Consider the following 25,225-nt stretch of genomic DNA (forward strand, 5'->3'; position numbering starts at 1 on the left):
GATGAACTTGCGGATCAGGTTCCCCGCCAGTGCGGGATCGACGTTGGCCCCATGTATCGGTTGTGGCCCCTGTCATCGCCGCGCAAGCGATCCGTGCTTGCCTATCCCGGGACTATCCCCGGGCCTATCCACGGGCCGATATCAGTGAGAAATCATCAATCGCATGCGGGGTGGATTGCTGGGCATCGGCAAGGCGGGCTTCGCGAAACTGGTCTTCCGATCGCTTGAACAGATATTCCGCCCTGGCACTGCTTTCGGTCAGTGGCAGGCAAAATTCCGCTGCCAGCCGCCCAATCAGGGCCAGATCAAACCACGGCGGAAAACTGCCCTCGGCCAGTCGGGCGACATAGGAAAGATGCGCTGTTTCCCCCGCACACAGCACGGCCCGGTCGCGTAGTTCGAACCGGGTGATTTTGCCACCCTCATTTTCGAGTGACAGCAACCGGATGAAATCGCGTGGCAGGGCAAACAACGCGCTGCCATCGCCGGGATCGCGTCCGTCATTCGCCGCCGCCAATCGCGCAAGCCACGCGCCGCGCGCGGCAAACCGCCACGGATAGCTTGCCAGCATCCCGTCGCGGATCGTCGGATAGAGCAGCCGGGCAATTTCGGCCTCGGCACTGTCTTCGTCAAAGGATGAGACCGGACTTGCCCCGATCATCACCATGGCGCGCGCGCAAAGCGCGATATCACCGAGTGCCATGAAAAAACCTCCGCAAAAGAAAACGGAGCCCGGAAATCCGGGCCCCGCAAGGCTTGTCACTGTCGTGCGACAATCACACCTTGATGATGTAATTGATCACCACAAACGGCTGCATGTTGTTGTGCGGCTGATCGCCGCCAGCATCGGAAACCGAATACCATTCCTGCGAAGTCGGATTGACACCGCGCTCAGCAAAAGAGCCCATGCCATAAGTTTGCAGGTGGGGTGCACCGTACTGATGCGTGTGGTTCGGCATCTCATCGACACTCAGCTGATGCATTTCCGCGCCACCAATCGCGCCGATGGCACGCTCCGTCAGGCCATCGCCCTGCCCGGCACCGACCGGAACACGGCCACGCAGATCGGGAAGCTTGAAACTGCCGGCTGCCTGACCGGCGCCATAGGTAATACCGATCGCTGAAAACAGGTTTTCGAACTCGCTTGCCAGCAATTCGGAACCGTCACAGATCAAAAAGCCATCCGGCGCCACAGCCCCGGCAAACGGCAACACCGTCGCCACCGGAACCGAACCGCCACCGGACGTACCACCGCCAAACAGGGCTTCCAGCGCCTGCAAAAGCTGGGTGTCATCCATGCGGTCAGGAACAATGTCCGCGGCCAGAACGACATTGAGAACTTCACTTTCAACCGGGCTCAAACACTGCATATAAATTCTCCAATCGTGGGGCAAAAAGAACCCCGGCAAGCAACGCCTGCCGGGGCGGGAACAGTTAAAAACCGACGCTTACTGACTTGTCGCAGCCGTCGGATAGAACGCCTTGATCACATAGGTCATCGCCACGTTGCGCGGGCGGGTTTCAGCCTCTCCATTTAGCGATGTCTTGTACCGATCCGGATCAACATTTCCATTCGGCCAAATCCCCTCTTCGCCGGCTGTGGTATAGGGGGCACCCGCATTTCGGGATGCACCAATTGCCGTGTGATCATGTTCCTTGAATGCATCGGCTTGAGAGGAGCCGAACACACGACCCGCATCCACACCGCGACCATCATCAAAGCCACGGACAAATTCGCCGCGCAGATCAGGAAGATTGAATGTGGAAATCTCGTCGCCGGCACCCCAGACGGTACCAATCGTAGCAAACAGATCGGCATAGTCGGTGCGCGAAATGGCCGAACCATCACAGACCAGCCAGCCTTCCGGTGCTGTCGGCATGGCAAATGCCGAGACCGTGCCGATTTCGCTGCCAATGATAACGGTGTTACCACCGCCATTGCCGCCGCCGGAAATCAGGGTATTGATCGCCTGAAGCAGCTGGGTTTTGTCATCACAATCGGGCCAGATGCCAGCCCCCTGAATGACATTGAGGATTTCACATTCGACCGGGCTATTACCCTGCATGGGCAGTCTCCTTGCTTGGAAAAAGAAAACCCCGATGGCCGATACCACCGGGGTCGCGTCGAGGGAGGAAGATGGAAAAAGATGTTGGCTCAGTCGGTATTGGACGTGCCGACCGCGGTCATGTCGCGGACATCAACGCCCGCCGCACCGGAACTTGCGACCACGAACAGGCCGCCGGACATGGTGGCGTCGCGATTGGTGTTGGCGATGATGAAATCACCGACGCGCAGCATGTCGCGCGCATCGGCAAAATAACCCGATGTATCAACATCGGCGGCAAGATCGGGGGTGATGTAATGCCAAAGGGTAAAACCGTTGGCATAGGCCAGAACACTGAGGTTTCTAGCTTTGAAACCTTCTGCCATTCAGGGGCTCCTGTGTTTTTCAATGGTAAGAAAAGTTAAGGTTGCTAATGCACCTGACGACCTATTCCTTGGCCTGCAGGCAGGTCACGCCATCCCCGTCAACAAGGGCTGCCCCCTGGCTCATCGAGTTATTGACGAAATGGGCCGCATGATCGCCATGCCAGGTGATATCGGACTGCACTTCGGACCCGATGGCATGGCCAATCGCGGTACGGTGATACCAGAAACAGGACCGAATGCCGCTTGCCACCGGAAGACCCGAATGCGGCATCCACAGCGTCCCGAGCCAGCGTTTGGCCTGCGTTCCCTTCCATGGAAGGTCATCATCCCCGATATAATCGGCATTGGAAAATTCATCGATCTGAAGCAGTTCCGACCACTGTTTCCAGCCGACAATCGCATAACGCTGCCCGTCATCGGGGACATCGCGTTCGCCAAGTCCTTCGAATGCCATCATGACTTTTTCAAGTGTCATGCCCTCGGCATTATCGGGAATCAGATCGTCGGTCTGCACCAGGGCATTGATGATCAGTTCGTCGGTTTTGCGGCCCAGCGCATAGGCCCCGGCATTGGCCAGAACCATCTTTTCATCATGGTTGATTTTAAGTTCATCAAGCGCATCAACCCAGTCCCCGGCATAGTAATCACGCAAATCGCAGCGTACCGCTTCGTGATCGACATTCATCACCGGCACCTTGCCATGGCGGGCCTTGGTGGTTGCCGTGCCCTTGCCGACTTTCTGGAAAACCGTGGTTGCGCCTTTGACCGCGTTCTTGACCCGCACCGTATTGCGCAGTTTCGAGCCCATGCGCTGATAGGCCTGATGCACATCGGCCTGAAAATGATCAATGAAACTTTGATCGATTGTATCGCTCATTATCACTAACCCCCTGTATCAAATGTGAGATATCCCAAAACAGGATTCGTGGAATTCATGATCGGGACACACGGCCCCGATCACCAAAGGCGTCTGCCCGTGATGTCGTTTTCAACCCCCGTCAAAGCAGGTAACTGATCAGGTATTGTTAAGGCGGGCGAACCCCGCCTGGACTTCGGCAATCAGGGCCGGATCACGATCCCGCCAATAACGCGGATCATTCATCTTGGCCCGGATTTCCGAGCGCAGATCGGACGGATCACCATCGCCGCCCCCCTGCCCCAGACGGGCCTCACCGGCCTGTGTCATCATGCGATGAAGGGCCAGCACCCCGTCACGGGTCTGACAGAGCGTATCAAATGCCGCATCGGGCAAATTGGCCCGCCCCCATTGTTCGATCCGCGGGGCCAGCTTTTGCCATTGCGCCGCACCGCCAAATTGCTGGGCAAGGGACGCACGATCGGCTGCCCGCCGGGTTGCCTGATCCATATCGGCCATCATCGGACCGAGGATTTCACCAGCCAGATCATAAACCAGCTGGGCCTGATCATTGCTGAACCCGGCCGCATGCAGTCGCGCATTCAGATCGGCATCCACACCGCCAAGCACATCATCGACCGAAATCACATAATCCTCGGCACTGGCAGGAACTTCCGGAACACCTGACCCATCAGACAAATCTTGCGGTTCATCCCCCAATAGCCCCGTATTGGCCGAGTCTGTTTGCGGGCTCAAACTTTGTGATGCGGAAATGTCGGTTGCGCCGGAACCGGCATTCGAACCGTTATCGGAAACATCATCCCTTTCGGGCATCCGGGTGTGTGATGCTGCGTCAGTCATCTGCGATTTCCCCTTTTATATCGGTCCTGGCAAAACGTTTGATCTGCAAGACCAGTGCCCTTTGGCCTTCGCGCATCCAGATCGCACTGGCCGGGGCATCCGGGCCAAGGGCGGTTTGCAAGATCTGACGTTCAAGTTCACGGATAACCTTTTGCCCGGCATCACTGGCAAAGCACAATTGCCAGTGATCGCGACCATCTTCTGCCGATCCGTCATCTTGCGGTTCGAACCAGTCCCAGCCATTGATGCGGCTCATGCCAGTTCCTCCGTCACAAGCGGGGGTAAGGCAGGCTTTAACAAATGGTCGGGCACGCCAAACTGATCGGCAAGCCAGCGCACCATGACCGGTAGATCAACCTCGCCCAGCGCATCGGGGCCAAGGGTTGCGATCCGTGATAACCAGTCAAGCGCCTGACCCGCCTGCACCCGTCTTGGCAATTGTGCCAATGGTGCGGAATGGCGCAAAACCACCACATCACCGTCAATCGGAATGTCGGGCAGTTCCCCGGTTCGGGTCAGGATATAAAGCGCACGCCGGATCAAAGGATAAAGCAATTCCGCCTGCAACCGGCCATAGGTCGCCCCCAGAAGCCGCGCGTTTTCCGATGCCCGTTCAAGCACCTCGGTCGCGGTCATGCCCGGTTGATCCACCTGTCCCAACCGGTCGGCCAGAAGGCATCGACGAATGCGATCGCGCAAATCCGACAACACCAGATCGGACACATCAAACCGGCCCGGCGCATCAAGCGGCTTGAGCCCCGCTGATCCGACGGCCTTGGGGATGATGCTGCCCGGAATAAGCCTTATGGTGGCCGGGTTCAGCACCCCGTCATCATCAGCCTGCCAGATGCCGGTCACCGCGATCGACGCGTTTTTAAGCACCAGCTCGACCACCTTGTTGGCGGTCTTGATATCAGGAAGCGCCTTCATCACCGGCGATCTGCCATAAATCTCGCCCGGGGCCTTCATCCAGCGAAAGGCGATGTAGGGCGATACATCAAACTGCCCGCGATAGATCAGATCGCCATGCGATGCGCTGCCTTCTTCGCGAAAGACACAAATATCGTATCCCGATTGCCCGTTTGCGGCCGGAATAACCGCCTCGATCACGGCAAAGCGTTTCTGGCTGTCGGCATCGTCCCGGGCGGTTTCGTGGTCGGGAATATTTACCGCATTCGGCCAGTTGGTTCTGATTTTGTCGCGGGTCAGTGATAATTTGCGAAATACCGCATCCATCTTGCCGTCTGATCGTTCTTCAAACGCCAGATCGCGTAACGGTACTGCGGTAAAGCGAAAGGCCGACGGGCTGTGCAGATCGGCCTTTTCAAGGCGCAGGCACGCCGTTCCCGCCGTCACCAGATCCAGAAAGGCCTGATGCATTTCGACCGCAAAGTTTGACCGGTCAAAATGCCCCTGAAGAATACGGACCGCGCGGCCAAGCTGTTCGGTCAGAACCTGTCGATCATCACCGGGAACATTGCCCCCCGGTTCCAGATCAAACCAGCCACCGGCCGGCGGGGTGATTTCGGCCATCAAACTTGCGGCAAGCTGTTCGACTGCGTCGGGAGCAGTTGCATCAAAAACCCGGTCAAGGCGCTTGCCCCCGCTTGTCTGTTCGGCCGCGCCATTGCGTTGCGGCAGGGCAAATTCATAACATTCCTGCCAATGGGACAACCAGTTGCGCCGTCTTGCCACGGCCTTCTGATACCGGTTGCGCAGGCCGGAAATACTGATCTGTCCGCCGCCGTTGTTACCCGCATCCGAACCGGCCCCGGACATATGCCCCAGGCCCGGGTCATCGGCCAAACCGGCATTCGCGGTTGCGTTGCTGTGCGTGGCTGGCGGCACCGCCCGGGCCCGCCGTCCTACATGTCGCGATCTTTTTGCCATCCCTATTCCCCCAACAGATTTTTGCCACCACCAAGCCCGCTGATCCGGTCATTCAAAAGACCGCGAAAACTTGTAGTGATCAGGCTCGAACGCCCATATCGCCGCCGTTCAAGGGCTTCCTTGCGGGCGTCGCTGGCCGCTGTTTCGGCACTGGCTTGCGTATCGGTCCCGGTTTCACTGCTGGTTGCTGCGACCGGGTTGCCAAACGCTGTTGGCTTTGGCGTTGAAAACAGGCTTCCCATTGCGGTCTCCGGGTTATGAAGTTTGGTGATGGTTGCAAACGTGCATGCTGCACCGTCCCCCGCCTTTGCGGGGGTGAGCGCGCCCAAAACAGCAGCGCGAAAGGAACGAAGATCCGCCCGCAAAGGAGCAAAGCCCGATCCAGAATCTTGTGGCCAAAATCTTGCAGCCAAAAGCATGGGGCCAAACACAAAAACGCCCGCAAGGGTCGAAACCCTGCGGGCGCAGTTCTGGCGTTGATTTGTCTCTTATAGCACCACAAAAAGAACAAATCAAGAACATTTTTCAGAAAAATAAACCTGCCCCGTTCCGGCCGCCTGTTCACCTTGTTGCAACAGATATCGATAAAGCTGCCAGGGCGTGACAATCCAGAAGGCCGAAATGCCCAGCAATCGCTTGACCAGCTCGACACAGCTCATCGGGCCGAACCGGACCTTGCGCGGGACGATTTGCGGGTAATGCGCCCAGATGCAATGATGTCCGATCCCGCGGTAATAGGCTGCCGGATCAAAGATCGGGGAATAGCACCAGCTTTCGCATTTCACCCGGTGGCTTTGCGGATCAAGACAGATCCATTCCCCGGCCCGCAGCCCCGATACCAGAACGAAACAATGGCGGAATCCGGGTTTCAGCATCCGCAAGAACCGCTTTTCCGGGGCATCGGCAAACACCACCAGAACCGATACTTCGCGCTCGGATGTGGATTGGCTAACCCATTGATCAAGTGGCGTTCCGGCATCTGCGCGCCCGTCAATTGACGCCCCGGAAAGACCGGCCGTCCGGGCCTGTTCAAAAATCAGATTCCGCATGGTGACAAATCCCCGCCCAGTTCGACCATCACCTCGTCATGATGGAAATCCTCATCCCGGCGGCGCGTCACAATGCCCCGGCTGATCAGCACATTTTCAAGCGCCGCCATCGCATGGCGCCACAGGCCGTCCTTGCCCTTTTCGCGCGGGTCACGGGGATCAGGTTCGCGTTCGACCAGCCCGAAATATTCCAGAACCTGCAAATGCCGGTCGGTCAATGTTCCGGCCTGTTTCAGACGCATCACCGCATTATAGACATCATCGGGATCGCATGGACGGACCACCTCGCCGGCATCGGCCACCACGCGCGCCCCTTCGATCCGTGCGGTTTGACATCGCACGAACCAGAACCACGCCTGCCGGGCACTGGCAAAGGGCGTAATTTCACGTTCTGACAATGGTTTGGGAAAAAGTCGTTGTTCGGTCACGTCGCCCTCCTGCTTGCTGAATTCTCCTTGCAACGCCGACCATGCAATCCCCCGGGTGCCGTCCCAGACCCGTGCCGAACCCCTGATCGGGCCGTAACCGGCCTGAAAAAGGCAAAGACATCCCATCGCACGCACAAGACGTGCGCGTCGCATCGATGGATACAGGTTTGTGATTTCCCCACAGACGGTCAAACCGCCCAATTCCGGCAACGGTTCAAGCCCGTTGCATTATCAAAGCTGCCCCTGTCCGTCAGATCGACAGTTCAGCCCCTATTTCTGGATGCAGTTCCGGTGTTGATGCACAAGCTATAATCCCTTTTTGTTCTCATTGTAAAGGATTAATTTCCTATTCAAAAGAACAGACTCCACTACCAGATCAGAAATACCGATGCCCGCAAATCCATCAACCTGTTGAAATAAAGATGAAATTTCCCGTTCCCCAAAAAAACCCGAAGAAAGGCAAGGAAAGGCATCGTATCGGGCATTCGCACAAGACAGGTGCGGCACAATCAGTCAAACCCGGCTTGCGGATCTGCAAGCTTGGGCTGGCCGTCGCCTTCTAAATCTCGATTTGATGTAGCTTGTATGCGACACTTGCGTGGGAAACCATGTCAGGCGGGGCAGTTATGAAAGCATTCGTCTTTGTTGTACTTCTGGCTTTGGCAAGCTGCACCAGCCAGGCCATGAACGGTTACATTGGCGGTTCGATCACAGAACCGATTCTTGATTACGGGCCACCGATAAATATTCTGGAACTTGACGACGGGCGACGCGCCTATCAGTGGAATGTGATCACCAGCGGCTATGTCCCGGTGTCAGGGCCAGGCACAACAACCTATGTCCCGTATTCGGATTCGTGCATCCACACATTGACCGCGCGAAAAGTCGGGGACGACTACATTGTCGATGGATACCGCAGGACCAGCTTTTTCTGTGATTAGGAAGGGCCAGCAATTTCACGCGGGATTGCTGGCAATCACGGCAGGTTTTCTTTTACCACCACTTCCATGGTCAGCTTGGCGACGTCGCGGTCGGCCGGATGGCCGGCGCGCAGGTTTTCAAAGATTCGCAGCACATTCTGAACAATCACACCCGGGCTTTGGGTGATGACGACATCCATGATGTCTTCAAGCAGGAAGCGGCGTGTATCGGGTGTAAGTCCGTGACCGATAAAGACAATATCGCGCCCCCGACCACTTTCGCGCAAGGCGCGCGCCACCCCGTCCGAGGCCCCGCCGACGTTATAAATCCCGACCAGATCGGGATATTCTTCAAGCAGGGATTTGGTATGCAAATAGTTTTCGCTGCGATCATCATGGCCTTCGCGGGCCGCGACCACGCGCAGTTCGGGAAATTCTTCTTCCATCAGGCTTAAAAAGCCCATTTCACGTTCTTCATGGGCGCGATAGGTGCGGCTGGCCGCAATCATCGCCACCCGGCCACGTTTCTGGCCGTTAAAACGGCCCAGCAAATACCCGGCTGTCCGCCCCACCGCACGGTTATCAAGCCCGACATAGGCCGCGTGCGGCACCCCCGAAATATCGGAAACCACCGTGATCATATGCTTTCCGGCATCCTGAAGTTCGGACACGGTTTCACGCACCAGCGGATGATCAATCGCCATAAAGGCAATGCCATCGGCCTTTTCGCCATGTTGGCGGAGTGCCTCGGACAGAAGTTGCGGATTGAAACTGTCGATGAAAAAGCACTTTGCGCGGATGTTATAGCCCGTCGTTGCCTCGGCCGCGGCCTTGATCCGGTCGCCCAGCAATTGCAGATACGGGTTCGTGCCCGACGGTAACAAAAACACCACGCGCATCGGTTTGGGCCGGAACACTTCGGCCATGTCATTTTCGGGCAAATAGCCAAGTTCGCTTGCGGCCTGCAAAACCCGTTTTGCCGTGCGTTCACGCACCCCCGGACGTTTGTTCAAAACGCGGTCCACCGTTGCCGGTGAAACACCGGAAAGGTCAGCAATATCCTTGATTACAGGTCCGGTTGTCTTTGGCATTCCATCCTCAAAAACATCAAAACGCATCATTTTATGATGTTTGATGAGGCAAAATGTTTCACGTATTCTGCAACTATTCAAGGGAAAACAAAAACACACCCGAGCAGATTCAGGTTAAAAGCACTCATAGACCATCACGGGAGGAAACCATGGTCATCCGGAAAAAGTTTCGCCATCTCGCCACGACCCTTGCGGCTGCCGCATCCCTTACGGTCATGGCACATGCCGCACAGGCGCAGGAATATGAACTGAGCTACGGCCACATGAATTCCCCGACCAGTGTTGTCGGCATGCAGGCCGACTGGCTGGCCGAAGAAGTCGCCAAAAACACCAATGGCGCGGTCAAGATTGATGTCTATCCGTCATCCCAGCTTGGCAAAATTCAGGAACTGGCCGAAGGCGTTTCGATGGGTTCGATCGCGCTGTCGCACAATACGGCTGGTGCGATCAGCTCGCTTTACGAGGATTTCGGCGTTCTTGATACCCCGTATCTGTATCGCGATTACGATCACCTGATGAAAGTGGTCGATATCAATTCCCCGGTGATGGCCGATCTCAATCAGGGCCTGATCGACAATACCGGCATGCGCGTTCTGTATGCGTTTTATTTCGGCACCCGTCAGCTGACCGCCAATATGGCGGTAAAGACGCCTGCTGATCTGTCGGGTGTGAAAATCCGCGCCATTCCGTCCCCGGTTTACCTGACCGCGGTCGAAGGTCTGGGTGCGGCACCGGTTCCGGTTGACTGGTCGGAAGTCCCGACCGCCCTTGCCACCGGCATCGTTCAGGGCCAGGAAAACCCGGTAAACGTTGCGGTTGACCACAAACTTTATGATGTTCAGACACATATGATGCTGACCGGCCATATTTCGGCGGCCGAAATCGTCGTGATCAACGAAGACCTGTGGCAGAGCTTCCCGCAAGACATCAAGGATGCCATCAACAAGGCGGCCGAAACCGTCCGTCAGAAAGCTTCGAAAATGATCCTCGAAAACGAGGCAAGCGACCTTCAGAAGCTGAAAGATGCCGGCATGACCATCATTGGTCCGGATGACGGCCTTGATGTTGCAGCCTTCCGCGCAGGTGTGGAGAAACTGGTCCACGAGCGCTTTGACGAAAAATACAGCAAGTATTTCGAAGAAATCGCTGCTGTAAAATAAGACGATCAGGGCGACGTCAGGGAACCTTGTGTTCAAGGATGTCGCCCGCCCTTTTCCCGCTTTTATTCAGGTATCGTTATGCCGTACAGGAATTCCCCGATCTACCGGGGACTGGACCGCATCTGTCGGATCATGACCGCTTTGTCCATGCTGATGCTGGGTCTAATGGCAGTGCTGGTGGTCGGTCAGGTGATCTTGCGCAATCTGTTTGATCTTGGCCTGCCCTGGGCGGATGAACTGTCGCGCATTTCCAATATTGCCCTGGTGTTCTTTGCCGTTCCGGCCCTGATGCTGCACAACCGCCATATCGCGATTGATCTGCTTTATAGTGCGCTGCGCCCGGCTGGAAAGGCGATCCTGCGGTTTTCGAACTATGCGCTGATCACCCTGTTTGCCGCGATTTTCACATTCGGTCTTTACAAGTTTCTGATCCGTGCGGGCAAATTTTCCACCCCGTCGCTCAAACTGTCGAACTATGCGGTTTATGCCCCGGTTCTGGTTGCGATTGTGCTGCTGCTGGTGATTGCGATCTATCGTCTGGTCACGCGCACCGAACCGGCAACCGATTATGAAACCGAAGACGCAAGCAACCCGATTGCCGATGCCATCGCCGAAGAAATGGCCGATCACGTTTCGGCAAAGACGCCTTCTGGGGATTCCCGCAAATGATGAGTGCAACCCTTCTTATCCTGTTTCTCGCACTCATGACCATCCGGGTGCCGATTGCGGTCTGTCTTGGCCTGTCATCGGCGGTTGTCATGATCCTGTTCAACCTGCCAATGGCGGTATTGGCCCAGCGCACGGTCAATGCCCTTGATTCAACCCCGCTTCTGGCCGTGCCGCTGTTTATCTTTGCGGCCAATCTTTTAAGCCTGTCAGGCGTGACCAATCACCTGTTTGAACTGGTGCGTATGCTGGTTGGCTGGATCCGTGGCGGCACCGCACAGGTCAGTGTTCTGGTCAGTCTGATTTTCTCGGGCGTGTCGGGTGCGGCCCTTGCCGATATCGGTGCACTGGGTGCGGTTCAGATCAAAATGATGCGCAAGCAGGGTTATTCGTCCGAATTTGCATCGGGCATCACCATGGCGGCTGCGACCATCGGTCCGATCTTCCCGCCCAGCATTCCGTTGATCATTTTCGCATCGGTATCGAACGTTTCGGCGGTCAAGCTGCTGATTGCCGGGATCGTGCCCGCCGTTCTGATCACCATTCTTTTGATGGCGCAGGTTGCGGTGATGGCGCGCATCTACAAGCTGCCGCGTGACGAGGTCAAATTCAACATTGCCGCCTTTGCACGCAAATTCGTGATTTCGCTGCCCGCCCTTGCCGCCCCGGTTCTTTTGATTGGCGGCCTGGTATCTGGCTATTTCGGCCCGACCGAAGTTGCCGGTGTGACGGTGGCCTATGCGCTTCTGATCGGCAAATTTATCTACGGCCAGCTTGATCTCAAACGGGTTCTGACCGCGGCACGCGACAGTGTCGATGCCACGGGCAATGTTCTGTTTATCGTTGCCACTGCGGCGCTGTTTGCCTGGGTTCTGACCATGGACCGCCTGCCCGCGACGGCAAGCGAATTCCTGCTCGGCCTGTCAAGTGATCCACTGGTACTGCTTTTGATCGTCAATGTGTTGTTGCTGGTGGTCGGCATGTTCCTGGAATCGATTGCCGCCATCCTGATCATTGCACCGATCATTACACCTGCCATGACGGCCGCCGGTGTTGATCCGCTTCAGCTTGGCATCGTGTTTGTTCTCAACCTGATGATCGGGCTTCTAACCCCGCCGGTCGGCATGAGCCTTTATATGGTCAGCATCATCGCCAAGATGCCGCTGCACCGGGTGATCCGGGGTGCCCTGCCCTTCCTGTTACCGCTGTTTTTGTCGCTGCTCGCAGTGACCTGCATACCGGCAATCTCTGTGTGGTTGCCCAACCTTCTGGATTAAGTGAGGAAACATGAGCAGATTTCTCGGCGAAATTCGCCAGCTCGGTTATGTCGTACCCGATATCGAAGCGGCCATGGAATATTGGTCGACGACCATGGGTGTCGGCCCCTGGTATTATAACCCGCGCGTGCCGATCGAGGATTATCAGTATGACGGCAAGTCCCATGACGTGCACAACTCGGTCGCGCTTGCCAATTCCGGCTATGTCCAGGTCGAACTGATCCAGACCCGCAATGACGCACCGTCCATGTATCGCGACTTCCTGCAAGCCGGTCACACCGGTCTGCAACATGTTGCCTACTGGACCGAAAAGTTTGATGACGACCTTGCCCTGATGGAAAGCAAGGGCTTCAACGTCAAAATGAGCGGCAAGGTCGGTGACAATGGTCGCTTTGTCTATTTCGACAAGGAAATGCATCCGGGCACCGTGATCGAACTGTCCGAAGTGGTCGGCCCGAAAGGCCGCCTGTTCAAGTCGATCTACGAAGCCTCGATTGACTGGGATGGCTCCGATCCGATCCGTCCTTTCCCGTCGCTTTCGGAAATCTGAGCCATGGATTTGATCGAAGCCCGCTATCTTATCGAAACGCCGATGGACCCTGAAAAGATCGCCACCATCATGGCTGGCGAACAAAGCAGCGGGACATTCGTGCGCGTGGCTGGTGAAACCGATGAATTGCGCGAACGCTGTGCTGCACGCGTATTGTCGATCCGCGAACTGACCCCGGTCAATCATCCCAGCCTGCATAGCGCCTATCTGGCAGAACGTGGCGTCACCGGCCCGTATCGCCGGGCTGAAATCCGCATTGGGTTCCCGACCGGCAATATCGGTCATAACCTTGCGACACTGGCAGCAACGGTGTCGGGCAATCTTTATGATCTGGGCGAAGTTACCGGGCTTAAGCTGATTGATGTCACAGTGCCCAAGGCCTATCGCGATCTATATGATTATCCGGTTGCCGGGACCAAGGGCACGCGCGATCGCATGAATGTGCAGGACCGCCCGTTCTTTGGCACCATCATCAAGCCGAATGTCGGCCTGCGCAGTGACGATATCGCCAATCTGGTCGATCAGCTTTGCGAAGCCGGTGTGGATTTCATCAAGGATGACGAAGTTTGCGCCAATCCGGCATCGGCGCCGCTTGCGGAACGCATTCCCGCCGTCATGGACCGGGTGCGCCGGTATCGGGATCGCACCGGGCGCGATGTGATGATTGCCTTTAACATCACCGATGAAACCGATGCCATGCGCCGCCATGCCGACCTGATTGAAAAAGAAGGCGGATCGTGCGCCATGGTCAGCATGAACTGGGCGGGTCTTTCGGCCCTTCAGACCCTTCGCAAATCAACAAGCCTTGTCCTGCATGGGCATCGCAACGGGTTTGGCGCATTGTCGCGTCATCCGATGATCGGCATGGCCTATCCGGCCTATCAGACGCTGTATCGTCTGGCCGGTATGGATCACATGCATGTCCATGGCATGGGCGGAAAATTCTGTGACGAGGACAGCGAAGTCGCATCTTCGGCCCAGTTGTGCGGCGAACCGCTTGCCGCTGGCAACGGCGATGAAGACCGCGTTCTTCCGGTCTTTTCATCAGGTCAGTGGGCCGGAACCGTTCCGGCCACATACAAGGCCGTCGGGTCGGCCGATTTCATGTTCCTGGCCGGTGGCGGCATTCTTGCCCATCCGTCCGGCCCGGCCGCGGGCATCACCAGCCTGCGTCAGGCATGGGAAGCCTGCGAAGCCGGTATCAGCCTTGAACAACATGCCAAAACCAACCCGGCCCTGTCAGAGGCACTGGCATTTTACGGGGCACGAGGCTGACAATGACCAAACTCGTTTTCTGTGCCGATGATTTTACCGGGGCGTCCGATACGCTGGCAACGCTTGCACGTGCGGGGCTTTCTGCGCGTCTGTATCTGAATGCGCCCGATATGTCTGACCACAAAAACGATGATGGTCACGGGTCGTCGGGTTCTGACCCGGACAGCCTTGATGCCTTTGGTGTTGCAACGTCGCTTCGTGCTATGGGGGTCGAAGACGGCGTTGCCACCATCGGCGAACTTGCCGGTCAGCTAGCAAAAGCCGATTGCGGCCTCTATCATTTCAAGATCTGCTCGACCTTTGACAGTGCGCCCGAAACCGGCAATATCGCCGCTGTTGCCGATCGCTATGCGCAATCGGTCGGGGCGCGCTGGAAGGCAATCATTGGCGGGCAGCCGTCACTCAGACGTTATTGCTTTTTGGGCAATCTGTTTGCCGCCATGGGATCGGGACAAATCCATCGCATCGACCGCCATCCGGTGATGGCGAACCACCCGGTCACCCCGATGCGCGAAGCCGATTTGCCAAGCCATCTGGCCAATCAGGGCTGGGCAAAAGTCGGGCTGATTGATTTCACCATCATCGCGCAGGGGCGCGTGGCCTTGATTGCCGAAATCAGACGCCGTATCGCCGATGGGGAAACCGAAACCCTGTTTGATGTCACCACTGAAAACGATCTTTTGACCATTGGCGAAGCCCTGCGTGATATTGCCCGCTCCGAGGTCATCCTGTGCATTGGTGCAAGCAGTGTCGCACAGGCTCTTTTCCCGTCCTTTGCCCCGACACCACCGTCGCCACGGGCGCTTCGCCGCGATGGCCCGGTCTTTGCCTTTGCCGGAAGCCGATCACCCCTGACCGCCGAACAGGTCGCTTTGGCCACCAGATATGAAAAGATCGAAATATCGCCATCCGATCTTGGGGACCGCGATGCCCGCAATCGTGCCCGGACCGACTGCCTGTCGATCCTTGAAGCTGGCAAGAACCTTCTGGTTGCGGTGACCGATGATCGCAATCACCAGATCAGCAGCCACGATCTTGCCCGTGCCAGCGCACAGTTCATCGCCGATATCAGCCGATCGGTATCGCTTGGATTTTTGCTGATTGCCGGGGGCGATACATCAAGCCTGGCGGTGCAGGCACTGGGAATTGAAAGCCTGTCCTTTGTGGCGGATTTCGATGCCGGTGCACCGATCATCCGCGCCCATGCCGATCAGAAAAACCTTGATCAGCTGCCCATGCTGCTCAAAGGCGGACAGATGGGAAAACCCGGTCTTTTTGATAATGTCGCCGATCTTGCCACCGCCCGCGCCTAGCCGCGAAACGCCCGCGAAATCAGGAATAAATTCCTTCGACGCGATGCTAATCCCCTGTTAGGATGGGCCATGATCCGACATCAACAAATATGGGCCGCCCTTGACCAGATTGCCGAGGACCACGGTTTGACCCCGTCGGGACTGGCGCGACTGGCGCAGCTTGACCCGACCACATTCAACCGGTCCAAACGCACCACATCGCAAGGCAAGGCGCGCTGGCCTTCGACCGAAAGCATTTCCAAGGTACTGTCGGTCACCGATGTCAGTTTTCGCGAATTTTCCGAACTGGTCGATGGCAACGGGGCCGGACGCATTCCGGTGATCGGCTTTGCCCAGGCCGGCAATCAGGGATTTTTTGACGATGCCGGTTATCCGGTTGGCGGATCGTGGGAAGATATCACCTTTCCGGCCCTGCATGATCCGACGGCCTATGGCCTTCGCATTTCAGGTGATTCAATGGCCCCGGTTTTCCGTGACGGCGATCTGATCATTGTCAGCCCGGCATCAAATATCCGTCCCCATGACCGCGTGGTTGTCAAAACGATCGAAGGCGAAGTCATGGCCAAGGAACTGGTACGACGCGGCGCACTTGGCGTTGAGTTGAAATCATTCAATCCCGCCTATGAAGACCGCTTTGTCCCGGCTGATCAGATTGACTGGGTGGCGCGTGTTTTGTGGTGCAGCCAGTAGAACCGGCTTTCCCGATATGTTCATGCCGGATGTTTGGCGGGGTCACGTCAAACGCCCGGTTTGGTCGCTTTTGCGTGATCCGCACCACATGGTTGCAGGAAAAAGACCTTTGATTACACAAAGGTCGTCTTCAAATTCGCGTTGCACGTCCTTACATTATGGCAAAAGGCACACATACGTGCCCCTTATGGGGAAAAGGAACATCGTTTGACGCTGCAACGCCAGTATATTTTACGCACCTTGGTGATTGCACTTGGCTATTTCCTGACAGGCTATGCCGGTTTGCAACTGCCATTCTTTGGCAGCAGTGTCACGCTTGTCTGGCCGCCATCGGGCATTGCGCTTGCCGCATTGATTGTCTGGGGCTGGCGCTATGCGCCTGCGGTATTTATCGGTGCCCTTCTGGTCAATCTGGCAACGTCGCCGTCAGTGACCGTTTCCATTCTGATTGCGGCGGGCAATACGCTTGCCGCCCTTGGTCCGGCGCTGATTATTCGCCAGATTTGCGGCAACTATCCGCTTGACCAGTTCCGCAAGATGGTGGTGTTCCTTGTGCTTGGCGGGCTGTGCAGCCCGGCCTTGTCGGCATTGCTTGGCACCACATCGCTCAGCCTTGTGGTCATTGGCGATTTCAACAAATTCACCGATATCTGGCAGGGCTGGTTCCTGGGTGATCTGGTTGGGGCAATTGTTGTCGGGCCGCTTGTCATGCGCCTGATGCAGTGGCGGACATCGCCACGCTCAATGTCGCAATACGGGGAATTGGCGCTGATCTGTATCGCGTCCATTGTCATTGCCTCTGCGGTTCAGACCACGCCGCTGATTTCCAAGCCGGAATTTCTGTTTATCTTTGTCTCCCTGCCCTTTGTCATCTGGGGTGCGACCCGGTTCGGGTTGCTGGGCGCGACATTGATCAATGCGATCATTGTCGCTGATATCATTGTTTTTGCCGCCTTGGGCAACAACACCTTTGCCACGGTGGGCATCAATGCCGGGCTGCGCAATCTGTATGGCTATGTGATTGCAATCTCGGTTGGCACCCTGTTCCTTGCCGGGGGGATGGAACGGATATCATCGGTCACCACCCGGGCCCGTGACGGTCGGCTGTCTGATGATGTGCATCGCATGCGCCGCACCCTGTCGGTGGTGATCGGGGTGATCGGTTTTGGCGTTTCGGGTCTGGCATCCTGGTACACCTATAACCAGCTTGTCACAGCCGATCGCATTTCGACCGAACAATACCGTCTGGCATTTGAAGCATCCCTGCGCGAGGAACTGGGCCGCGCGACCGATGCGCTGATTGCGGTCAAGACGCTGTTTGATGTGCATGGCAGTGTGTCTGCCAATACCTTTGATGCGATGATCGCGCCCTGGATCAATCGCCGTCCCGGTGTTGCCGCCCTTGAATGGGCCCCGTTTATCGAAGGACGGGCTCGTGCCCTGATCGAAGAAAACGCGGCACTGCGCGGGGTTGAAAACTTTGCCATTCGCGAAAAAGTTGACGGCGAAATGCAACCTGCCGCACAGCGCGACGGCTATTACCCGGTATTCTTTGTTTTTCCGCGTTCGGGCAATGAAGCAGCCGTCGGATTTGATCTTGCCAGCGAACCGACCCGCCGGCGCGCGCTTGAAACCGCCCTTCAAACCGGCAACCTCACCCTGACCGAGCCGGTCCGGCTGGTACAATCGTCATCGGCGGTTGTCACCTCGCTTGCATTCTTGGCGGTGGAAAACCGCCGCAACCCCAACGGCCCGGCGCTTGGGCTGGCGGTTGGGGTGTTGCGCCTGACCGATATGATCACCCGCGCGGCCCGGGTTGCGCGCATCCCGCTTGGTTTTGAAATTCATCTGGCTGACCTCAAATCCGAAGGCGCCGATCAGCTGATCTATACCAACCGTCAGGCCGATTACGCCGCGGAGCATATCCGCTCGGAACTGGAAAGCCCGTTCAATCCGAATGTCTCGAACTTCACATTCGGCTATCGCGACTGGACGATTGTCCTGCATCCGTCCCATAGCGGATTTGCCAGCCTGTATTACTGGCAGCCCTGGGCGATCTTTGTCTTTGGCAGCATGGTCAGCATCCTGTTGCTGATTTATCTGCGCTCGCTCAACCGCACGGAAAAATATGTCGTTGATCTGGTCGCACGCCGCACCAAAGAACTTGAAGACGCCCGCGAGGCCGCCGAACGGGCCATGAACCAGGCACAGCAGGCCGACCGGGCAAAATCCGAATTCATCGCCCATATGAGCCACGAATTCAGATCGCCGATGACCTCTATCCTTGGCTATACCCAGCTTGCCAGCGACAATCTCGACAAGGATTTCTCGGTCGATACGCTGCGTGATTATCTGGCAACCATTCGCGGGGCCGGGCGACATGTGCTGTCGCTGATCGGCGATATTCTTGATATCTCCAAGATCGAGGCCGGGCGTCTTATTCTTGAAGAAGTACCCTTTGATCTGCACCGGATTTGCGAAGAAGTCACCTCGATGATGCTTGTCCCGGCGCGGGCACAGGAAAACCAGCTGCATCTAGAAATCCCCGCAGACATTCCGCGCTGGGTGATTGGCGATCCGGTTCGCTTCAAACAGGTTCTGACCAACCTTGTTTCCAACGCCATCAAATTCACCAAGTTCGGCAACATCCATCTGACCGTGACCCCGAAATCGGTGACCGATGATGAATTGTCATTCCGCATTTCCGTGCGTGACGAGGGCATCGGCATTCCGTCAAACAAGCTTGAAACCATTTTCGAAGCCTTCGCCCAGGTCGATACATCGACCTCGCGGCGCTATGGCGGCACGGGGCTTGGACTGGCGATTTGCCAGCGCATGGTCAAGGCCATGGGTGGCAAGATCAAAGCCGAAAGTATCGAAGGTCGCGGCAGTGAATTCTGGTTCGAATTGACGCTTCCGCGCAGCTCGGCCGAGGCCGTCGCCGCCATCGAAAAAACCGAAGATCAGGATATTGACGGTCAGGACAAGGAACGCGTGATCGGCTGGAACCTGCTTCTGGTTGAAGATATCGAAATCAACCGCATTCTGGCCCAGAAGCTCCTTGAACAGCAGGGCCACACCATCACCCCGGCCGCCAACGGGCAGGATGCGCTTGAAAAACTCGCACAAGATGATTTTGACGCGGTCCTGATGGACATTCACATGCCCGTTCTTGACGGTGTCGAAGCCACCCGCCAGGTCCGGGCCTTTGAAGACCCGGTCAAGGCAACCATCCCGATCCTTGCGCTGACGGCCGATATTTCCAACGACAATCTGGCGACATTCCGGGCAGCGGGCTTTGACGCCCACTGCACCAAACCGCTTGATATCAAGGCAATCAACCGCGAACTGATGCGCCTCGAAAGCCGAATGCTGATCCGCCGCCGGGAAGCACTGTCCTCACAAGACGAATAGCAGCCATTCGCACGCAAGGTTTTCTTTGACCCGCCTTGGGCAAAAACCCTATTCTGACGCCCGGATTTGACCGCCCCACAGGCAAAGCCGGGCCAGTCCCCGGCTCCCACCAAGAATAATCAGGAGTACAAGAATGGGTCACGCCGCCACAGACAGCACCCCCACCACCTGGACCTGGTATAACGGCGAATGGTACGAAGGTAACCCCAACATCATGGGGCCGCAGACCCATGGTGTATGGATGGCATCGACCGTGTTTGACGGGGCGCGCCGCATGAATGGCAAGATGCCCGATCTTTATCCGCATTGTGCCCGTGTGCTGCGTTCGGCGCAGTTGATGGGGCTTAAACCGTCGATCACCACCGATGAAATCGTTGCCCTGGTCAAGGACGGCGTTCAGAAATTTGATCCGGAACTGGCCCTTTATATCAAGCCGATTGTCTATGGTGGCGACGGCTTCCTGGCCCCGAACCCTGATAGCACACAATTCGTTCTGTGCATTTCGGTATCCGAAATCCCGGCCGCCATCGAGACCGGCTTTACCGCGCGCAAATCAAGCTTCCGCCGCCCGTCACCCGAAAGTGCACCGACCGAGGCAAAGGCCGCCTGTCTTTATCCGAACGTCGGCCGTGCGGTGACCGAGGCCACCGATGCCGGTTTTGACACCGGCGTGATGCTTGATCCGATTGGTAATGTTGCGGAATTTTCCTATGCCAACCTGTTCTTTGCCAAGGATGGCACGGTTTACACCCCGGCGATCAATGGTACGTTCCTCAATGGTCTGACCCGCCAGCGCGTGATCACGCTTTTGCGTGAAGACGGCGTCGAGGTGGTCGAGAAAACCTGCAAATACGAGGAACTCGAAGCCGCCGACGAAATCTTTGGCACCGGCAACTATTACAAGGTCGCACCATGCGTCAAACTTGATGACCGCAACCTGCAACCGGGCCCGATCACGCGGCGCGCCCAGGACCTTTACATGGCCTTTACCGCCGCCAGTGCTGACTGATCATCCAGCGCCGACTGACCACAAGGCGATATCGACTAAAAAAGGGCCGGTTTTCCGGCCCTTTTCTGTTTGGTGGTTCTTCTTGGCAATTTGTCGACGAACAGTTGGATTACTGTACCGGTGGCACGGCAACGCCACTGCCCGCGACATAGGGATATTGCGCAAAGATCGATGCCACGGCGTTGCGCACCGTTTCGTTCGGGGCTTCGCGTACCGAGCTTGTGACGCGCGCAACAGCCGTGCCTTCCCAGACCATCTGATTGGTACGGCGATTGACCATATCAACTGTCAGCGTGCCCTCGGTATAGGTATCGACATAGCCCGGCTCGACATAGCCCGGCCAGCCGACATACATGCCGCTGCGATATCCGTAATAGCCGCCAACATAAACCGGCGGGGAGCTTCGGGTTTTTTCCTGGGTCTTGAGATGGAAGTTGATCAGGATATCGGGATTGTGGATATCCACCCGATAACCGCGCGCCTCAAGGGCGGTGCTGATTGCATCCTCGATCCGCTGCCCCGATAGGGTCTGATACTGGGCCTCGGCGTTTTTGCCCGCTTCTTCCATGAAGGCGAATGTGCGGAACTGGCTGAAATCCGCAGCCGGATCAACATCGGTATAAATCCGCGGACCGCTTGCGGCACATGCCGAAAGCATCAGGGTCATCACGCCCGCGATGACAAGTTTCATCTTTGTCATGTCCCGTATCCTTTGTCCTGTTGCGGCCTTTTCTGGCTACTTACTATGACGTTTCACAACAGGAATTACACCATCATAAATTGCCAAAATAATGGTAAGCGCATGCTGACAGTATGTGTTTTTCGATCAATTGCGCCCGCTTCGGTGCCCCCACCCAACAGCCCCAGCCTCGCCCGGGTTTGATGGCAATCGGCAAGCCGAGTGACAGGCGCAGTCATAGAGAACTTGCCTGATCCGGCCTTAAGGGCGCACGCTTGGGGCGTGGGGCGTGGGGCGTGAGGCTTGGGCCTCAAACTTCTGGCTTCGCGCTTCCGACAGCGAGCTTTGAGCGTGAGCGTGGGCGTGAGCGTGGGCGTGAGCGTGGGCGTGGGCGTGGGCGTGGGCGCGGGCATCCGACATAATCGGTGCGCAGGACCCAATCGGCTGTAACCGCCCGGTGGTGTGCGGGCCATCAGCGGCCACTTCGCCGCCTTGGCTCAGGGCATGGAGACGCTGCGGCGTTGTGGTGCTGTGGTGCTAACGTGCGTGGTGCTAAGGTCCGGAGGCGCTGATGGTCCGCAGCACTACGCCCCGGGCAGTCGGTACCTCTGACAGCACCCTGCCGCGTTTACCTGCCCCTTTACGCCCCGTCGATCAGCCGGTTGGCGGTATCGCGCAGGTCACGGATTTCATCATCAAGGATCGCGCGGTCGGCCATGGAATGGGCAAGGATGATCGCCCCCTGCCAGCGCAGGATCATCCGGCGACCTTCGGTCTTTGCGCGTTCATCAGCCATGCCGGCCCTGGCGAGTTGCCCGGCGACCCAATTGATCAAACCGTCAAACACCGCCTGCCCGGTCTGACGCGCCGGGTCAAAGGCCCCGTCAGCCGGAAGATCAAGCATCAATCTTGCCAGCGGGCAGCCATGGCTGACCCGGCGCGGGGTCATCGCATCAAGATAGTCAAAAAAGATCGACAGCCGTTGGCGCACCGTGCCATTGGGCGCGATGCTGGCCAAAAGCGGCGTGAACTCGTTTTCCATGGTTTCAAGGGCGGCCTGGGCAAGATCGTGCTTTTTGGGAAAACGATAAAACACGCCCCCGGCCGGCAGGCCCGCCTCGTCAGCGACGGCCTGGATGGTGGCGGCATGATACCCGTCACGCCAGATCACATTCATCGCCGCACGCGCCAGTTTCTGGCGCTTTTCCCCGGAAGTCAGTTTGCCTGCCATCAATTCAGTCCCATTAAAGTCAGTTAACTGACTTATACACGAAATCAATAAAAAATCGTCAATGCCGACCATCCGGTTGCGCGACGCAGGGGGATTGGTCGATGACGCGCTCCCCAAACGGCCTCAAAGACGATGCCAAAAAAAACGATGCCAAAAAACGATGTTCCAAACACGGCGTTCCGGAAACGGTGTTCTGGAAACGATGCGCCTAAAAGAACATCCCGGAGACGACACCCTGGCGACAATGTGCCATCCGCGACGCTTTGGAAACCAGGCCCCACCCGGCGTTGTGGCAAAGCCGCACCGCAACCACAGCGGAACCGCATCACGTGAAATTGCGATTTTTCTGATATTTCGTAAAAATTGATCCCGTCGGCATTGGGCGCTATCAACAAGGCGTCCGGACATTAAAAACCAACGGAACCACGCGCCCCATGAAAAACCGACAATTTTCCATCGCTGAAATCAGGAACGCCATCGCGGCTGGCGTCATCAGCGAAGAATCCTTTGCCAGACTGGAAAGCTTCCTGATCGCGCAATCGCACGAAGCCGCCGAGACCGAGAAATTCACCCTGTTTCGCGGAATGAATGACATTTTCATCGCCCTTGGCGTCGTCGCACTCAGCATTGGCTGGTTCATTCTTTGGGGCATGCTTGCCGCAAGTCCGGCATTCTGGGTGGCACCGCTTGTCGCGATTGCCGGTTATGTGGTGCTGGCGGAATATATCGCCGGCAAGCTCAAGGCGGCATTGCCATCGATTGCGATCATGGCATCGCTTGGCGTGACCATCATGCTCTATGCGGTTGCGATCTATATGTCGCTGACCAGCACGCCCGATCAAATGTCGGGGCTGGATGATGTCGTTGATTTCGGCAAACGGTCGAGCAATGTGCTTGTTGTGGTTTCGGTGATCGGCTTTGCCTTTCAGGTCGGCTTTTTCCTGCGTTACCGGTTGCCGGTTTCCTTTGCGCTGATTGCCGCAGGCATCCTTGGCGTCCTGTGGTCGGCATTGACCGCCGCCATCGGCCCGGCCATCAGCAGCTATTTGCATTACCTGATCACCGCAACCGGACTTTTGCTTTTGGGGCTTGGGGTTTTCATCGACAGTCGCGATCCCGATCGCATCAATGGCTGGGCGGAATGTGCATTCTGGCTTTATGTCATGGGCGCACCGATGACCATCCATTCGGTCGCCATTGCCTTTGACGCGTCGCCCTGGGTGATGGTGCCGGTCATTGTTCTTGCCATGCTGTTTTCGCTGATTGTTGATCGCCGGTCCCCGATCATCAGCGCACTGATCTATGTCGGCTATTTGCTGCAATCCGGGTTCGAAGGCGTTTCCATCGATCCGTCGATCACCATTGTTCTGGTCTGCTTTATCATTGGCGGGCTGGTCATGGCATTTGGCGTTGGCTGGCAAAAAGCCCGTCAGACCATTCTTGCCCCGTTCGAAACCCATGCCTGGCGGCGCTATCTTCCGCCAAGTTAGGCATTGCAAACCAAAGGCCCGCCTCATCATGAAGCGGGCCTTTGTTATCTGGCATATCGTGATCCCGGTTGGCAAAGCGGCATCACTTGATCGCCAGGATGTCATAATTCCGGACATTGGCGACAACCCCGTCGGTCCAGCCACCCCGGACAAGATCGCCCGACTTTTCCATCAACAGTCCCGCGACCTGCCCGTCAAAATGCGCCGCGCGACCAGCCTCATCGGCGAAAATGTCAAAGATGGCAAAGGTCGTCTTGTCGATCTGCAACCCCGCCCAGAACAAGGTGCCCGGTTCGGTTTTGGCAACAATTGGCCCGGCCGCGCGCAACAGGGCCGCCAGCTGGCCACTTTGCCCCGGTGCGGCCTCGATCATGATGAATGTTGCGGTTTTTGCGCTGTAAAGATCGGTGGCATCCTTGGTCGAAAGCACGTCGGCATTGCGGATATTGGCAACAACCCCGCGATCCCAGCCACCGGCAACCAGATTGTCAGCATTGTCTTTGAGCGCCGCGGCCACAGCACCGGCAAAATGCGCATCGCGCGCCGATGCATCAACAAAGACATCAAAGATTGCCAGCCTGTCTTGTGGCTTGTCCTGTGACTTGTCTTGCGGCGTGTCTTGCGCCTTAAGCGCAAACCAAAGGGCGGTTCCCGGTTCGCTCTGTTTCACCAGTGGCGCGGCATCGGCCAGAAATTCGGCAAAGGCATCGGCCTGACCGGGTGCGGCCGGCATTTCGATAAAGCTGGCGGTACGGTGATCGGCGGCATTTTCCTGTGCCCGAACCGGCATGCCGGCCACAACAAAGGCCAAAGCCGAAACGATTGGAAGGATGGCAGCTTTCATGGTCAGATCTCCTGAATATTGGTGGTTAACCGGGGCATATCCCGTGCCACACTTGTCCCATGACGTGCCGGGTTTGCGCCAATTCCGATGCCCTATTTTAC

The 25,225-nt window shown here is 57.0% G+C and carries 26 protein-coding genes; 11 read left to right on the top strand and 15 right to left on the bottom strand.

Annotation, left to right across the window (positions count from 1 at the left end):
* Window positions 1–124: 124 nt before the first annotated feature.
* The 11 genes from SIB88_RS16730 to SIB88_RS16780 all read right to left on the bottom strand — a co-directional run bounded on the left by SIB88_RS16730 (window position 125) and on the right by SIB88_RS16780 (window position 7,515).
* Window positions 125–703, bottom strand: a complete 579-nt coding sequence (locus SIB88_RS16730) for a hypothetical protein (RefSeq protein WP_412558587.1) — start codon at window positions 701–703, stop codon at window positions 125–127.
* 73 nt (window positions 704–776) lie between these two features.
* Complete coding sequence (locus SIB88_RS16735) at window positions 777–1,370, bottom strand: phage tail protein (protein WP_412558588.1); 594 nt, start codon at window positions 1,368–1,370, stop codon at window positions 777–779.
* 78 nt (window positions 1,371–1,448) lie between these two features.
* Window positions 1,449–2,066 (bottom strand): phage tail protein, encoded by a 618-nt coding sequence (locus SIB88_RS16740; protein WP_412558589.1) that lies wholly within the window; start codon window positions 2,064–2,066, stop codon window positions 1,449–1,451.
* An 89-nt stretch (window positions 2,067–2,155) separates the two neighbouring features.
* Window positions 2,156–2,431 carry a hypothetical protein gene (locus SIB88_RS16745; RefSeq protein ID WP_101247451.1) on the bottom strand — a complete coding sequence of 92 codons (276 nt, stop codon included), beginning with the start codon at window positions 2,429–2,431 and terminating at the stop codon, window positions 2,156–2,158.
* A 61-nt stretch (window positions 2,432–2,492) separates the two neighbouring features.
* Window positions 2,493–3,308 (bottom strand): phage capsid protein, encoded by an 816-nt coding sequence (locus SIB88_RS16750; protein ID WP_068517872.1) that lies wholly within the window; start codon window positions 3,306–3,308, stop codon window positions 2,493–2,495.
* Between the two features lie 138 nt (window positions 3,309–3,446).
* Window positions 3,447–4,148 (bottom strand): capsid assembly protein, encoded by a 702-nt coding sequence (locus tag SIB88_RS16755; RefSeq protein ID WP_412558590.1) that lies wholly within the window; start codon window positions 4,146–4,148, stop codon window positions 3,447–3,449.
* Window positions 4,141–4,404 (bottom strand): hypothetical protein, encoded by a 264-nt coding sequence (locus SIB88_RS16760; protein ID WP_412558591.1) that lies wholly within the window; start codon window positions 4,402–4,404, stop codon window positions 4,141–4,143. Before SIB88_RS16760 ends, SIB88_RS16755 begins: the two co-directional genes overlap by 8 nt.
* A complete protein-coding gene (locus SIB88_RS16765) occupies window positions 4,401–5,996 on the bottom strand; it encodes a portal protein (RefSeq protein WP_412558592.1) in 1,596 nt (531 codons plus the stop codon). The genes SIB88_RS16760 and SIB88_RS16765 overlap by 4 nt, the downstream gene beginning before the upstream one ends.
* A gap of 44 nt (window positions 5,997–6,040) precedes the next feature.
* Window positions 6,041–6,280 carry a hypothetical protein gene (locus tag SIB88_RS16770; RefSeq protein WP_101247589.1) on the bottom strand — a complete coding sequence of 80 codons (240 nt, stop codon included), beginning with the start codon at window positions 6,278–6,280 and terminating at the stop codon, window positions 6,041–6,043.
* 270 nt (window positions 6,281–6,550) lie between these two features.
* On the bottom strand, window positions 6,551–7,087 hold the full coding sequence (locus SIB88_RS16775; protein ID WP_412558593.1) for a hypothetical protein: 537 nt from the start codon (window positions 7,085–7,087) through the stop codon (window positions 6,551–6,553).
* On the bottom strand, window positions 7,075–7,515 hold the full coding sequence (locus SIB88_RS16780; RefSeq protein ID WP_101247590.1) for a hypothetical protein: 441 nt from the start codon (window positions 7,513–7,515) through the stop codon (window positions 7,075–7,077). The genes SIB88_RS16775 and SIB88_RS16780 overlap by 13 nt, the downstream gene beginning before the upstream one ends.
* 626 nt (window positions 7,516–8,141) lie before the next feature.
* Here SIB88_RS16780 and SIB88_RS16785 point away from each other — a divergent pair.
* Entirely contained in the window at window positions 8,142–8,456 is a 315-nt protein-coding gene (locus SIB88_RS16785; RefSeq protein ID WP_206927893.1) for a hypothetical protein, read from the top strand.
* A gap of 35 nt (window positions 8,457–8,491) precedes the next feature.
* Here SIB88_RS16785 and SIB88_RS16790 read toward each other — a convergent pair whose 3' ends face one another.
* A complete protein-coding gene (locus SIB88_RS16790) occupies window positions 8,492–9,526 on the bottom strand; it encodes a LacI family DNA-binding transcriptional regulator (protein ID WP_412558594.1) in 1,035 nt (344 codons plus the stop codon).
* Window positions 9,527–9,675: 149 nt separating this feature from the next.
* On the opposite strand from SIB88_RS16790, the gene SIB88_RS16795 reads away from it, so the two are divergent.
* From SIB88_RS16795 to SIB88_RS16835, 9 genes are all read left to right on the top strand, one after another.
* The gene (locus SIB88_RS16795) at window positions 9,676–10,686 is read left to right on the top strand and encodes a TRAP transporter substrate-binding protein (protein ID WP_412558595.1); all 1,011 of its coding nucleotides are present in this window, start codon (window positions 9,676–9,678) and stop codon (window positions 10,684–10,686) included.
* A gap of 132 nt (window positions 10,687–10,818) precedes the next feature.
* The gene (locus SIB88_RS16800) at window positions 10,819–11,355 is read left to right on the top strand and encodes a TRAP transporter small permease (protein WP_228194216.1); all 537 of its coding nucleotides are present in this window, start codon (window positions 10,819–10,821) and stop codon (window positions 11,353–11,355) included.
* The gene (locus SIB88_RS16805; RefSeq protein ID WP_412558596.1) at window positions 11,352–12,629 is read left to right on the top strand and encodes a TRAP transporter large permease; all 1,278 of its coding nucleotides are present in this window, start codon (window positions 11,352–11,354) and stop codon (window positions 12,627–12,629) included. The genes SIB88_RS16800 and SIB88_RS16805 overlap by 4 nt, the downstream gene beginning before the upstream one ends.
* A gap of 10 nt (window positions 12,630–12,639) precedes the next feature.
* Window positions 12,640–13,179 (top strand): VOC family protein, encoded by a 540-nt coding sequence (locus SIB88_RS16810; RefSeq protein ID WP_101247457.1) that lies wholly within the window; start codon window positions 12,640–12,642, stop codon window positions 13,177–13,179.
* Between the two features lie 3 nt (window positions 13,180–13,182).
* The gene (locus tag SIB88_RS16815; RefSeq protein WP_412558597.1) at window positions 13,183–14,454 is read left to right on the top strand and encodes a ribulose-bisphosphate carboxylase large subunit family protein; all 1,272 of its coding nucleotides are present in this window, start codon (window positions 13,183–13,185) and stop codon (window positions 14,452–14,454) included.
* Window positions 14,455–14,456: 2 nt separating this feature from the next.
* The gene (locus SIB88_RS16820) at window positions 14,457–15,767 is read left to right on the top strand and encodes a four-carbon acid sugar kinase family protein (protein WP_412558598.1); all 1,311 of its coding nucleotides are present in this window, start codon (window positions 14,457–14,459) and stop codon (window positions 15,765–15,767) included.
* A 69-nt stretch (window positions 15,768–15,836) separates the two neighbouring features.
* Entirely contained in the window at window positions 15,837–16,457 is a 621-nt protein-coding gene (locus tag SIB88_RS16825) for a helix-turn-helix transcriptional regulator (RefSeq protein WP_068518747.1), read from the top strand.
* A 207-nt stretch (window positions 16,458–16,664) separates the two neighbouring features.
* Window positions 16,665–19,871 (top strand): CHASE domain-containing protein, encoded by a 3,207-nt coding sequence (locus SIB88_RS16830; protein WP_412558599.1) that lies wholly within the window; start codon window positions 16,665–16,667, stop codon window positions 19,869–19,871.
* A 133-nt stretch (window positions 19,872–20,004) separates the two neighbouring features.
* Window positions 20,005–20,880: a branched-chain amino acid aminotransferase gene (locus SIB88_RS16835; RefSeq protein WP_412558600.1), complete on the top strand. Its 876-nt coding sequence runs from the start codon at window positions 20,005–20,007 to the stop codon at window positions 20,878–20,880.
* Between the two features lie 109 nt (window positions 20,881–20,989).
* Here the strand turns inward: SIB88_RS16835 and SIB88_RS16840 are convergent, their stop codons facing one another.
* Window positions 20,990–21,580, bottom strand: a complete 591-nt coding sequence (locus tag SIB88_RS16840) for a DUF4136 domain-containing protein (RefSeq protein ID WP_412558601.1) — start codon at window positions 21,578–21,580, stop codon at window positions 20,990–20,992.
* A gap of 619 nt (window positions 21,581–22,199) precedes the next feature.
* Window positions 22,200–22,790 carry a TetR/AcrR family transcriptional regulator gene (locus tag SIB88_RS16845; RefSeq protein WP_412558602.1) on the bottom strand — a complete coding sequence of 197 codons (591 nt, stop codon included), beginning with the start codon at window positions 22,788–22,790 and terminating at the stop codon, window positions 22,200–22,202.
* Between the two features lie 434 nt (window positions 22,791–23,224).
* Here SIB88_RS16845 and SIB88_RS16850 point away from each other — a divergent pair, with 434 nt between their 5' ends.
* Window positions 23,225–24,280 carry a hypothetical protein gene (locus tag SIB88_RS16850; protein WP_412558603.1) on the top strand — a complete coding sequence of 352 codons (1,056 nt, stop codon included), beginning with the start codon at window positions 23,225–23,227 and terminating at the stop codon, window positions 24,278–24,280.
* A gap of 82 nt (window positions 24,281–24,362) precedes the next feature.
* Here SIB88_RS16850 and SIB88_RS16855 read toward each other — a convergent pair whose 3' ends face one another.
* A complete protein-coding gene (locus tag SIB88_RS16855) occupies window positions 24,363–25,124 on the bottom strand; it encodes a hypothetical protein (RefSeq protein WP_412558604.1) in 762 nt (253 codons plus the stop codon).
* Window positions 25,125–25,225: the final 101 nt, after the last annotated feature.

The organism is Thalassospira sp. MIT121401 (assembly GCF_047125595.1).
GTDB classification, from domain to species: Bacteria; Pseudomonadota; Alphaproteobacteria; order Rhodospirillales; family Thalassospiraceae; genus Thalassospira; species Thalassospira povalilytica.